We start from the raw sequence: 12,876 nt of genomic DNA on the forward strand, positions 1-12,876 counted from the left end.
ACTCAGGCTCTTAACTACTGAGAGGAATGGCTGTGGCAGGGCAAACACTCTACGACAAACTCTGGCAGGACCACCTGATCAAGAACTGTGATGATGGCTCCTCACTTATCTATATCGACCGCCACCTGATTCACGAGGTGACCTCCCCCCAGGCGTTTGAAGGCCTGCGTCTGGCTGGTCGCAAACCTTGGCGCAAGGATTCGCTAGTCGCCACTCCCGACCACAATGTGCCTTCCGAGGCGGCCGAGCGCGCCGCTGGCGTCAGTGGTATTCGCGATGATATCTCCCGAATCCAGGTGCAGACCCTGGATGAAAACTGCCGTGACTTTGATGTAGTCCAGTTCGGCATCAATGAGCCGGGGCAGGGTATTGTGCATGTGATCGGGCCTGAGACAGGTGCGACACTGCCGGGTATGACGGTGGTTTGTGGCGACTCACATACCTCCACCCACGGGGCGCTCGGCGCCTTGGCCCACGGTATTGGCACTTCTGAGGTGGAGCACGTGATGGCTACCCAGTGCCTTACCCAGAAGAAAATGAAGAATATGCTGGTTCGCGTCGACGGCCAGCTGCGCCCAGGTGTCACGGCAAAAGATGTGGTGCTGGCGATCATTGGCAAAATCGGTACTGCTGGCGGTACCGGTTACGCGATCGAGTTTGGCGGCGAAGTGATGCGTAACATGTCCATGGAAGGCCGTATGACCGTGTGCAATATGGCCATTGAAGGCGGTGCTCGCGCGGGGATGGTGGCGGTAGACCAGATCACTCTCGATTACGTGAAAGGCAAGCCCTACGCGCCGAAAGACGAAATGTGGGATCGCGCAGTTGAGGCCTGGAGCCACTTGCAATCCGATGACGATGCGGTATTCGACGAAGTCGTGGTATTGGTCGGTGAGGATATTGAGCCGCAGGTCAGCTGGGGCACTTCCCCTGAGATGGTGGCGCCGATCAGCGCCCAGGTGCCTACCCCCAGTGACGAGAGCGATGCCACTAAGCGTACGGGCATGGAGCGAGCGCTGGAATATATGGGGTTGAACGCCGGGCAGAATATCAGCGATATCAAACTGGATCGCGTATTTATCGGCTCCTGTACCAACTCCCGAATTGAAGATCTTCGCGCAGCAGCAGAAGTTGCCAAGGGTCGTTACAAGGCGGATAGCGTCAAGCAGGTGCTGATTGTTCCGGGCTCCCAGGCCGTAAAAGCCCAGGCTGAGCGCGAGGGGTTGCACGAGATTTTTGTTGAAGCCGGTTTTGAGTGGCGCGAACCGTCCTGTTCCATGTGTCTGGCGATGAATGCGGACAAGCTGGGGGCGGGAGAGCACTGTGCTTCCACCTCCAACCGCAACTTTGAAGGGCGCCAGGGCTACGGTGGCCGTACGCATCTGGTGAGTCCCAGTATGGCGGCAGCTGCTGCAGTTGCCGGCCACTTTGTCGATGTGCGAGAGATGGCACCGGTACAGCTGGAAGAGGAGATGGTCTGATGAAAGCGTTTACCCAGCACGAAGGTCTCGTGGTACCGATGGATCGGGCCAATGTGGATACCGACCTGATCATCCCCAAGCAGTTTTTGAAATCCATTAAGCGCTCTGGCTTTGGCCCTAACCTGTTTGATGAGTTGCGCTATTTGGATGAGGGGGTTCCCGGGCAGGACTGTTCTGGCCGTCCGCTCAATCCGGACTTTCCCCTTAATTTCCCCCGCTACCAGGGGGGTTCAGTGCTGATTGCACGGGAGAATTTTGGCTGCGGTTCCAGCCGTGAGCACGCGCCCTGGGCACTGGAAGATCACGGCTTTCGCGCAATTATCGCGCCCAGCTTTGCTGATATCTTTTTCAATAACTGTTTTAAAAATGGTCTTTTGCCAATTGTCCTGGCGGAAGATGTCGTGCACCAGTTGTTTGAGGAAACACACGGGCAGGAGGGTTATGCGCTCACCATCGACCTGGAACAGCAGCATGTGCGCAAACCCTGTGGCGAGCTGATTCCATTTGAAGTGGATGCCTTCTCCAAGCACTGTTTGTTAAATGGTCTCGATCATATCGGTCTGACCCTGGAGCACGCCGACGATATTCGCGCTTATGAGCAGGCGCGCCGAGAGAAAGCCCCTTGGCTTTTTGATGCGGTTCAGTAATTAAAGGAAATTCCTGTGACGAAAAAAGTAATGATTCTGCCGGGTGACGGCATTGGTCCGGAAATTGTTGAACAGGCCATGGCGGTGCTGGAAGTTGCATCGGGAAAATTCAATCTGGGGCTCAGTTTTGAGCAGGGCCTGATTGGTGGCTCGTCTATCGATGCCCACGGTGAGCCTCTGACTGACGCAACGCTGAAGGCGGCGGGTGACTGCGATGCGGTGCTGCTCGGTGCTGTAGGTGGTCCTCAATGGGATACCCTGGAGCGGGAAATTCGCCCGGAAAAGGGCTTGTTAAAAATTCGCAGCGGCCTGGGCCTCTACGCGAATCTGCGCCCGGCGATTCTCTACCCGCAACTGGCCGATGCCTCTTCGCTTAAGCCCGAAGTGGTCGCCGGCTTGGATATTCTGATTGTGCGCGAATTGACCGGGGGTATTTACTTTGGCGAGCCGCGCGGTATCAAGACCCTGGAAAATGGTGAGCGTCAGGGCTTTAACACCTACGTGTACAGCGAATCAGAAATTGAACGCATTGCCCGCTCTGCCTTTGAGGCAGCACAAAAGCGCAATGGCAAACTCTGTTCTGTAGACAAAGCCAATGTACTGGAAGTGACAGTGCTCTGGCGCGAGGTGTTGGATCGTCTGGCTCCGGAATATCCCGATGTAGAGCTGTCCCATATGTACGTGGACAACGCGGCGATGCAATTGGTGCGGGCGCCAAAGCAGTTTGATGTGATGGTAACCGGCAATATGTTTGGCGATATCCTCTCCGATGCCGCCGCCATGCTTACCGGTTCCATTGGTATGTTGCCCTCCGCCTCCTTGAACGAAAGCGGTTTTGGTCTTTACGAGCCGTGCCATGGCTCCGCTCCGGATATTGCTGGCCAGGGTATCGCCAACCCACTGGCGACTATTTTGTCTGCTGCCATGATGTTGCGCTATTCCCTCGATATGAATGAGGCCGCAGATGCGATTGAAGCAGCAGTGAGCAAGGTGTTGGAGCAGGGTTTGCGCACTGCCGATATTTATACCGGCGGCTGCCAGAAAGTCTCTACCGCAGAGATGGGCGCTGCCGTTGTAGCCGCACTTTAAGTTTCGATTCCACTATCGCGCCGCTTTCCCGGCGGCGCACTTTGACCACCTCACATACAGGACACCGCAATGCAAAAAATAGGTTTTATCGGCTGGCGCGGCATGGTCGGCTCGGTATTACTGGAGCGCATGCGAGCAGAGGATGACTTTGCCCATATCGCCGAACCGGTTTTTTTCTCAACTTCCAATGCCGGAGGCACGGCGCCGGACATCGGCAGGCCGCTGCCGCCACTGGGCGATGCTTACGATATTGATGCACTGAGCCAGCTGGATGCGATTGTCAGCTGTCAGGGTGGTGATTACACCAAGGAAGTTTTTACCCGCTTGCGCGAGGCCGGTTGGCAGGGTTACTGGATTGATGCGGCTTCCAGCCTGCGAATGCAGGACGATGCTGTGATTGTGCTGGACCCGGTTAATCGCGATGTGATTAATCGCGCGATTGATGCCGGGCAGAAAAATTTTATCGGTGGTAACTGCACCGTGAGCCTGATGTTGATGGCTCTGGGTGGGCTGTTTAAGGCGGGCATGGTCGAGTGGGTTACCGCCATGACTTACCAGGCGGCCAGCGGTGCCGGTGCGCGCAATATGCGCGAATTGATTGCGCAGATGGGTGCGCTGCACGATGGTGTGGCAACAGAGCTGGCCGACCCGGCCAGTGCCATTCTGGAGATTGATCGCAAAGTAGCAGCAGATATGCGCTCAGCGGAATTCCCCACCGCAGAATTTGGCGCGCCACTGGCAGGCAGTTTGTTGCCCTGGATCGATACTCAATTGGAGAATGGCCAGAGCCGCGAAGAGTGGAAGGCGCAAGTTGAAGCAAACAAGATTTTACAGACCGAAACCCCGATTCCTGTAGACGGCACTTGCGTACGTATCGGTGCCATGCGCTGTCACAGCCAGGCTTTCACCATAAAATTGAAAAAAGATTTGCCACTTGCCGACATTGAACAATTGTTAAATGGTGCCAACGACTGGGTAAATGTAGTGCCCAATGAGCGTGAGGCTACGGTGCAGAACCTGACGCCAACAGCAGTTACCGGAAAGTTGGATATTCCTGTCGGTCGACTGCGTAAATTGAGCGTTGGTCCAGAGTACTTAAACGCCTTTACTGTAGGGGATCAGCTGCTATGGGGCGCCGCAGAACCCCTGCGCAGAATCCTACTGATTTTACTCGGCAAACTGTAACTGGTACGGACCTGAGTAAGTCCTCTACTAAGTGTGGAAATAGGCCACTTTAGTGGAGGACTTTTTGCCAAGCTGTGAACTTCTTCGCGTAAAAAACGGCTACTGTTTGTCATAGCGCCTTTTTCGAATTTTCCCCACGGGTATAATCGCCCCTCATTTTCCCTTTCCAATTCAATGAAGTGATTTGCCATGTCCGAAGCCACCCGCGAACTGGTCATTGTCGGTGTTGATAACGCCGCCTTTGGTCCCCTGCTGGAAGTACTCGAAGAGCGTGAAGTAATTTCCGCCGAGCAGCTGAGTTTGCTGGAGACTGACGAACGGGAAGTAGACCCCCAGGTATTTGCCAATCGCAATATTCCGGTAGAGTCCCTGGAGAAATTTACATTTAACGATAAGCAGGTCGTGATTCTGCTGAGCGCCGGCGATGCCGTTGAAGCCGCCATGGCTGCCGCAGAGCAAAATGGCGCCTGGATTGTCGACGTGGCCAACAATACCCGTGGCGATGAAAGTGTTGCCCTGGTACACCCAATGTTTAACAGCGGGGAACTCGCTTCTGCCGAGCGCCGTGTTGTTGCGCTGCCAAGTGCCGGCGCCTCCATGGTGGCGGAAGCCCTGGCGCCCCTGAAAGATAAACTGCAAGCGGTAGAGGTACAGCTCAACCAGCCGGTGTCTGCCCTGGGCAAGGCCGCAATTGATGCGATGGCGGCACAAACCGCGCGGATGTTTAGTGGCCAGGACGCAGAAATTGATCCAGAGATTGGCCACCGATTGGCGTTTAACCAGCTCAGTGCCTGCGAGGCCCTACTCGCGAGTGGCCACACCCTCAGTGAGCTGACTTTGGTTCACGACCTGCGTCGCTTATTTGGAGACGCGGTAGCCGTCGATGCCAGCATCAATACGGTCTCTGTTTTCCACGGTCAGCTAGCTAATTTGGGCGTCGCTTTAACGGAAGATGTCGACCTGGAAAAAGTGCGTGCGCTGCTGGCAAATGGCGCTGGCCTCAACATGGCGGAGCAGCCCTCGGCAGAAAGTGCGGTGGGCAGCGACGTGACAATCATCGGCCGCTTGCGCCAAAGCCTACTTAACAAGCGACAGTTAAATCTTTGTGCGGTGTCTGACAACCTGCGCAAAGATGTAGCAATAAACTGTGCACAAATTGCTCACTTGTTGCTAAAAAACTACTGATAATTAATACTTAGCGGCCATAGTGAAGGTGTAATCTTAACTTTTGCCTGGCTGAAATTGGCGAGATATTCGCCATATTTGGCGGCTGCCTAAACGGCGGCCAAATCGTCGAACGATTACCGTTCAGTAATGGGGATGTTCTGAAGGCGCGCTTTTCGGAAGCCCTGGGAAGGTTCTAACAATAAAGGGAATCGGATATGCGTGTGCGTAAGTTGGCACTTGCAGTTGGTCTAGTCGGTGCACTGGGAAGCAACGCGGCTCTGGCGCTTGGACTAGGTGAGATCAAGCTCAACTCGACCCTTAACCAGCCTCTCGATGCGGAAATCGGATTGCTGCAAACTCGCGGTTTGGAAGATACCGAAATTAGGGTTCGCCTCGCAGGCCCTGAAGAATTTGAGCGAGCTGGTGTCGAGCGTTCTTACCTTCTCACTTCTTTAGATTTTGAAGTAGATTATTCAGGTGGCAAGCCGGTTATCCGTATTTCCAGCCGTGAAGCAATTCGCGAGCCCTTCTTGAATTTCCTTGTTGAGACTCGTTGGCCCAGTGGCCGTTTATTGCGCGAATATACGCTGTTGATGGACCTGCCGGCGTTTTCTCCTACCGCAGCACAACAGCCCGTGCGTGCGGCTGAGCGCGAACGCCAACAAGTGCGTCGCAATACCCCGGTACAGCAGCCTCAGCGACGGACAACACCTGCGCCGAGCAGTAATCAAGCTCCGGCACAGCCGACTCCCACTGAAAGCGTTACTCCTGAAAGTCGGGAGGCGGCGCGTCCACAACCTCGCTATGTGTCCACAGAAAGTGGTGACAGTAGCCAAGTTTACGGCCCGGTAAGTTCTTCAGATACCCTCTGGGAAATTGCACTGCAAAATCGTGCCAGCCGCGAGTTTTCTGTGCAGCAGACTATGCTGGCGATCCAAAGGCTGAATCCGGAAGCCTTTATTAATGACAATATTAATCTGTTGAAGAAAGGCGCCGTTCTGCGTCTGCCTAATACAGAAGATCTGCGCACACTGACTATGACTGAGGCCATCTCTGAAGTGGCCCAGCAAAATGATTCTTGGCGTCAGCGCTCCGAAGTGGAAGTGACCACAGGTGCACCACTGGATGCCCGCGCAGTTGAGGAAGAGTCTTTCACCAGTGAAACGGTTGAAGGGCGTGTGAGTCTTGTTACACCTGGGGATAATGAGTCTGTATCTTCGGGCTCTGGAGCTGGCTCTGAAGACAGTGCAGCGCTTGAAGGCAATCTCACTATGGCTGAGGAAGAGCTGGATAAGTCCAAGCTTGAAAACTCAGAATTGCGTGAGCGGATTTCCGAGCTCGATGAGCAGATTGACACCATGGAGGCGCTGGTCGAGGTTTCCAGTGAAGAGCTGGTAGCTGCGGTCGAGGCTGCTGAGCAGTCCGATGCGCTGCTCAATCCCACTGTGGTGGATGATGCTGAAGCGGAGCTCGCAGATGACAGCCTTGCTGTCGACGATAGTGAAGAGCCAGAGGGTGCAATCGACGCAGAAGAGGAAGCTGCTGAAACTGAGCCGGCTCCATCGGAAGAGCGCAACCGGGTAGTGGCTGTGCAAACCAAACCCAAGCCCACCTTTATGGAGCAGCTCGCCGATAATGGATTGCTGATTGGCTTGGGCGGTGGGGGCTTGTTGGCCGCTATATTTGGTCTGTTTACCTGGCGTCGCCGCAAGGCCGAGCAAGAGGCGCAGCAAGAACTTGAACAGCAGATGGCTATGGAACATGAGCCGCTGGATATTCCTGAGCAAATTGCCGAACCCGATGAAACTCTCGCTGCAGTAGAAAGTATGGAGGCCGACGACACTTTCGATCTGGGCGATCTCGGCGATGTAGGCACTGATGACCCTATTTCTGAAGCGGAGATTCACCTGTCCCTGGGGCAGTACGAGGAAGCTGAAAGCAAGCTTTTGCTGGGGCTGGAAAAAGACCCGCAGGTGGTCGATGCACGCCTGATGTTGATGGAGGTCTACGCCCACAACCAGGATGTTGAGAGGTTTGACGACCACTATCGCCAGCTGCTCAGTATCAGCGACGGCCCAGCTGCCGATCGCGCCGCGCGCCTGCGTGAATCCATTGTTGGTGCACCGGATTTTGAAGCCCCGGCTATGGGTCTATCCAATGAATCCTTCGAGGCAGCGCAGCTCGACGATATTGGCGCGGCCCTGGACGATGACTTCACAAGTGCGGAACCGGATCTCGACAGCAGCGATAGCCTGGAGCCTGACACGTCACTCCTCGACGATCTGACCATGGATCTGTCATTGGATGAAGACAAGTCTGATTCTGACCAGGAATTGTCCTTGGATCTGGATTTGGATAGTAGTTTTGAAGAGCCGTTACAGGTGGCTGCGGAGCAGGGCGAATCCTTCGATACGGAGTTCAGCCTGGATGATTTGGATCTGGACGGTGCTCTCGATGGTGATAGTCAGGAAACCAACCTCGCGGCATCTGAGCCAGAAACTGAAAACGACTTAAATCTTGACGAGCTTGATTTGGGTGAACTGGATCTGGGTGATTTGGGCTCAAGCAATCAAGGGTCCGCTTTGGTCGAAGACGATTTGGGGCTAGAACCTTCTGATAACACAGATGAAAGTGTCGAAGCTCCAATAGAATTTAATACCTCTGACTTGGATCTGGATTCTCTCGATCTGGAACCGGCGGTAGAGGAAAACACTACAGCCTCAGTTGAGACCCAACTGGAAGAAAAGGCAACTACTAGCGGTGGTTCGGTTCCGGGCCTGGATTTTGAGCTGGATCTCTCCATGATGGAGGAAAAGACCCAGCCGCAAGCGGAAGAAGAGGTTTCGCTTGAGCTGGATACGGCCTTTGAGTCGGATGATGCTCTGGAGTTGGATTCAGCTGACAGTAGTTTGAGCGAAGAGATCTCCCTGACAGGAAGGGTCTCCTCTGTTCAGGAGCCTGCATCTGCAGAAGAGTTATCCATGGATGACTTCTCTGAGGGTGATCTGGAGATGATCGGCGGCGACTTGGATTCCGATCTGGATCTCGACGGTATCGACCTGGATGATATTGCTGCGGATCTCAACGCAACTGAGCAGCCCTCGGCAGAGGTAGCTGCGGCCAGCAGTGAGCCGGCAGCAGATTTATCCCTCGATGCTGACCTGGATACTCTCGATGCGGCAGGTATGGAGCTGGCCGGGGCTAGCGACCTGGACTTCAATGCGGATGCAATCGAAGAGGAGTTCTCCCTGGAGGATGAGCTGGCTCTCATCGATGAATCCACTGAGGGTGATTTGACTCTTGAGCCAGAACCCCTGGTTGAAGCTAAGCCTGAAGCGACAGAGCAGGTTGAGGCGATTGTCGAAAAGCCGTCAGATTCTGACTTTGGTGACCTCGACTTCAACCTGGAAAGCGACCTCAATTCAGAGTTGAGTTTGCTGGAAGGCGGCGATGAGATGGCGACCAAGTTGGAGTTGGCTCAAGCTTATATGGATATGGGTGACGAAGAGGGCGCTAAGGATATCCTCAAAGAGGTCGCCCAGGATGGTGGCGGTGAACACAAAGACCGCGCCGAGGAAATGCTGGAGCGGATGGTGTAAGCTAGCAGCGTATTCCGTTTTTGAAAAAACCTCGCACTGGTTGCGAGGTTTTTTTATGTTTACCGGGAAGTTCCCGGCAGTGATTTTTACCCGGCGCAGTCGCAGCGGGGAGAGCAAGTGGTTTTGGTGATATGAGTCAGGTGACGCAGAGGGAATATATTTACAAGCCCAATGGGGAGGTCCCTGAAGGTGAGGGGCTGCCCGAAGGGCTGCGCCGTATAGCACTGGGCGTTGAATACTGCGGAGCCAAACTGCACGGTTTCCAGAAGCAGAAGTCTGCATCGGAGACTGTCCAGGCTCATCTGGAGCGGGCTTTATCCACTATTGCAGCGGAGGATGTGACCCTGGTTTGTGCCGGGCGTACCGATGCGGGCGTTCATGCTACCAATCAGGTCATTCACTTTGATACCCGAGCGCAGCGCCCGGACCGCGCCTGGGTGCAGGGAGTTAATACCAAGTTGCCGGATTCTGTGCGGGTGCGCTGGGCGCGGGAAATGCCGGCGCAGTTCCATGCACGTTTTTCCGCTCACGCACGCAGTTATCGCTATTTGATTCACAGTGCGCCGACCCGCTCAGCCCACAGCGCCGCTGAGGTAACCTGGACCCAGCACTCACTGGACTTGGAGGCGATGCGTGAGGGAGCCAGCTACTTGATCGGCCGCCACGACTTCACCAGCTACCGTGCCTCTCAGTGCCAGGCTAAGAGCCCGGTGCGCGAAATTACCCGCCTGGATATTGCTCCAGTGGGTCAGCTGATTGCTTTGGAGATTAGTGCTAACGCATTCCTTCACCATATGGTGCGCAATATCACCGGGGTTTTGATGGCTGCGGGGCGAGGGGAGCGTCCACCAATTTGGGTAAAAGAGGTGCTGGATCAGCGGGACCGCTCCGCCGGAGGCGTGACTGCGCCGCCGTTTGGCCTGTATCTCGTTGATGTGCGCTATCCGGATCATTTCCAGCTTCCCCAATGTGAGCCTGGGCCACTGCTGGTGCCACAGCCTTTGGGTGCTTTGCTACTTAGTTAAACTGCTGAATTTTTCGAGGCTAAAGCAAATCTGGGAGAGGGCGTGCATTTCGCGCCTTCTGACTATCTGCTAGTATCCGTCGTTCCCTCTTTTGATCGGCCAGCCGGCTGAGTCCAGGTTACACGATGCAAGTAAAAATATGCGGCATCACTTGTATAGAAGATGCCCTGATGGCTGTAGATGCGGGTGCCGACGCGTTGGGCCTGGTATTTTATAAGCCGAGCCCGCGCTATATCGATCTTGATATGGCAGCTAAAGTTGCAGCGGCAGTTCCCCCATTTGTCACCCTGACGGGGTTGTTTGTCGATGCGGCACAGAGTGAGGTGGACGCTGTACTGGAATCGGTGCCGCTTAACCTGTTGCAATTCCACGGCGATGAAAGCGCCCGTTTCTGCGAACAATTCCGGCGTCCCTATATCAAAGCGTTGCGGATGAAAGATGACCTCGATGTCAAAGCCGCAATGACTGAGCACCCCAAAGCCCGGGGGTTTCTATTGGATGCCTACAGGCCTGGTGTCCCCGGTGGTACCGGAGAGACCTTTGATTGGGACAGGGTTCCCCAAGATAGCAGTCGCCCGATCGTCCTTGCCGGTGGCTTGAATCCCGCGAATGTAACTGCAGCAGTAGAAGCTGCGCGCCCACAGGGGGTGGATGTAAGCGGAGGTGTAGAGCGTCAGCCGGGACGCAAGGATCGAGAAAAAGTTTTTGCGTTTGTCAGCGCGGCGAAGAGATAGATTTAGAGGCGGTACCGGAAGTGCCGCCCGCCGGCTTGGCCGGCGCGAGCCAGTAAATACCAGCAGATCGACGCATCTGCGCCAGTATTTTCTGGCGACGTTTGAATAGTTCAGGAAGAACTACGGCTAATAGTATTGAAGCGGCACAGGGAAGTGCCGCCCGCCGGCTTGGCCGGCGCGAGCCAGTAAATACCAGCAGATCGACGCATCTGCGCCAGTATTTTCTGGCGACGTTTGAATAGTTCAGGAAGAGCTAGTGCTAACAGTATTGAAGCGGCACAGGGAAGTGCCGCCCGCCGGCTTGGCCGGCGCGAGCCAGTAAATACCAGCAGATCGACGCATCTGCGCCAGTATTTTCTGGCGACGTTTGAATAGTTCAGGAAGAACTACGGCTAATAGTATTGAAGCGGCACAGGGAAGTGCCGCTCGCCGGCTTGGCCGGCGCGAGCCAGTAAATACCAGCAGATCCACGTATCTGCGCCAGTATTTTCTGGCGACGTTTGAATAGTTCAGGAAGAACTACGGCTAATAGTATTGAAGCGGCACAGGGAAGTGCCGCTCGCCGGCTTGGCCGGCGCGAGCCAGCAAATACCAGCAGATCGATGCATCTGCGCCAGTATTTTCTGGCGACGTTTGAATAGTTCAGGAAGAACTATTCAAACAGTAGGTAAACAGAAAGAAAGTTTTAACCCCACGTGACCCACGGAGTATGAGTGTGAGTAAGCCAGGTGCTATCGATTTTTCCACTTTCCCGGATGCGAGCGGACATTTTGGTCCCTACGGCGGTCGCTTTGTATCGGAGACGCTGATCAGCGCATTGGATGAGCTTCAGGCAATGTATAGCCGCCTGAAAGATGATCCGGATTTTGTCGCTGCCTTTGATCACGATCTGGCGCACTACGTAGGCCGGCCATCGCCGCTGTATCTTGCTGAGCGACTGACTGAGCAGGCGGGCGGTGCGCGAATCTGGCTTAAGAGGGAAGACCTGAACCATACCGGTGCGCACAAGGTAAATAACACGGTGGGCCAGGCACTGCTGGCCAAACACAGCGGTAAGACCCGAGTAATTGCCGAAACCGGCGCTGGTCAACACGGTGTGGCTACGGCAACCGTGGCAGCGCGTCTCGGTTTGCAGTGTACGGTTTATATGGGTGCGGAAGACGTTAAGCGCCAGTCCCCCAACGTATACCGTATGAAACTGCTGGGGGCAGAAGTGGTGCCGGTGGAATCCGGTTCCAAGACCCTAAAGGACGCCATGAATGAAGCCATGCGCGATTGGGTAACCAATGTCGATAATACTTTCTACATTATCGGCACTGTGGCTGGTCCTCACCCTTATCCGCAATTGGTGCGCGACTTCAACTCTATTATCGGCCGTGAAGCCCGTCGCCAGAGTCTGGAGCGCTTTGGCCAGTTGCCCGATGCGCTGGTGGCCTGCGTCGGTGGTGGTTCCAATGCGATCGGCCTGTTCCACCCGTTCCTGAATGACGCTGAAGTGAAAATGTTTGGTGTCGAAGCCGGCGGTGAAGGCCTGGCTTCCGGTAAGCATGCTGCACCACTGAATGATGGTATTCCCGGTGTTCTGCACGGTAACCGCACCTACCTGATGGAAGATGATGACGGCCAGATTATCGAGACTCACTCGGTTTCTGCGGGGCTCGACTACCCGGGTGTTGGCCCTGAGCACTCTTGGCTGAAAGATATCGGCCGGGTGGAATATGTCACCGCCGACGATGATGAAGCCCTGGATGCCTTCCGCCGTCTCACTCGCACTGAGGGCATTTTGCCGGCATTGGAATCCAGCCATGCAGTCGCGTACGCGCTCAAGTTGGCGGCTTCCATGAGCCCTGAGCAGAATGTCCTGGTGAATCTCTCCGGCCGAGGCGATAAGGATATTTTCACCGTTGCCGCTATCGACGGTATCGAGGTGTAGCAATATCACCGCCCGC

General features: G+C 55.1%; 10 protein-coding genes. 9 read left to right on the forward strand and 1 reads right to left on the reverse strand.

Going from position 1 to position 12,876, the window contains the following annotated elements; genetic code table 11:
• Positions 1–32: 32 nt before the first annotated feature.
• The 8 genes from leuC (at position 33) to ACJJIW_RS12905 (ending at position 10,927) form a co-directional block, all read left to right on the forward strand.
• The gene (gene leuC, locus ACJJIW_RS12870) at positions 33–1,481 is read left to right on the forward strand and encodes a 3-isopropylmalate dehydratase large subunit (protein ID WP_444894525.1); all 1,449 of its coding nucleotides are present in this window, start codon (positions 33–35) and stop codon (positions 1,479–1,481) included.
• Positions 1,481–2,128 (forward strand): 3-isopropylmalate dehydratase small subunit, encoded by a 648-nt coding sequence (gene leuD / locus ACJJIW_RS12875; protein ID WP_444894524.1) that lies wholly within the window; start codon positions 1,481–1,483, stop codon positions 2,126–2,128. Before leuC ends, leuD begins: the two co-directional genes overlap by 1 nt.
• A 30-nt stretch (positions 2,129–2,158) precedes the next feature.
• Complete coding sequence (gene leuB, locus ACJJIW_RS12880; RefSeq protein ID WP_444894759.1) at positions 2,159–3,217, forward strand: 3-isopropylmalate dehydrogenase; 1,059 nt, start codon at positions 2,159–2,161, stop codon at positions 3,215–3,217.
• A 69-nt stretch (positions 3,218–3,286) separates the two neighbouring features.
• Positions 3,287–4,402: an aspartate-semialdehyde dehydrogenase gene (asd, locus tag ACJJIW_RS12885; RefSeq protein WP_444935385.1), complete on the forward strand. Its 1,116-nt coding sequence runs from the start codon at positions 3,287–3,289 to the stop codon at positions 4,400–4,402.
• A 189-nt stretch (positions 4,403–4,591) separates the two neighbouring features.
• Positions 4,592–5,587, forward strand: a complete 996-nt coding sequence (locus ACJJIW_RS12890) for an Asd/ArgC dimerization domain-containing protein (RefSeq protein WP_282931869.1) — start codon at positions 4,592–4,594, stop codon at positions 5,585–5,587.
• Between the two features lie 197 nt (positions 5,588–5,784).
• Entirely contained in the window at positions 5,785–9,168 is a 3,384-nt protein-coding gene (locus ACJJIW_RS12895) for a motility hub landmark protein FimV (protein WP_444935386.1), read from the forward strand.
• Between the two features lie 131 nt (positions 9,169–9,299).
• Positions 9,300–10,193, forward strand: a complete 894-nt coding sequence (gene truA / locus ACJJIW_RS12900) for a tRNA pseudouridine(38-40) synthase TruA (RefSeq protein ID WP_444935387.1) — start codon at positions 9,300–9,302, stop codon at positions 10,191–10,193.
• Positions 10,194–10,318: 125 nt separating this feature from the next.
• On the forward strand, positions 10,319–10,927 hold the full coding sequence (locus tag ACJJIW_RS12905) for a phosphoribosylanthranilate isomerase (RefSeq protein WP_108732437.1): 609 nt from the start codon (positions 10,319–10,321) through the stop codon (positions 10,925–10,927).
• Positions 10,928–11,170: 243 nt separating this feature from the next.
• Here ACJJIW_RS12905 and ACJJIW_RS12910 read toward each other — a convergent pair whose 3' ends face one another.
• Positions 11,171–11,398 (reverse strand): hypothetical protein, encoded by a 228-nt coding sequence (locus ACJJIW_RS12910; RefSeq protein WP_444935388.1) that lies wholly within the window; start codon positions 11,396–11,398, stop codon positions 11,171–11,173.
• A 238-nt stretch (positions 11,399–11,636) separates the two neighbouring features.
• On the opposite strand from ACJJIW_RS12910, the gene trpB reads away from it, so the two are divergent.
• Complete coding sequence (trpB, locus tag ACJJIW_RS12915; RefSeq protein WP_108732438.1) at positions 11,637–12,860, forward strand: tryptophan synthase subunit beta; 1,224 nt, start codon at positions 11,637–11,639, stop codon at positions 12,858–12,860.
• The last annotated feature ends 16 nt before the right edge of the window (positions 12,861–12,876 follow it).

This window comes from Microbulbifer maximicatervae (SeqCode), assembly GCF_052467815.1.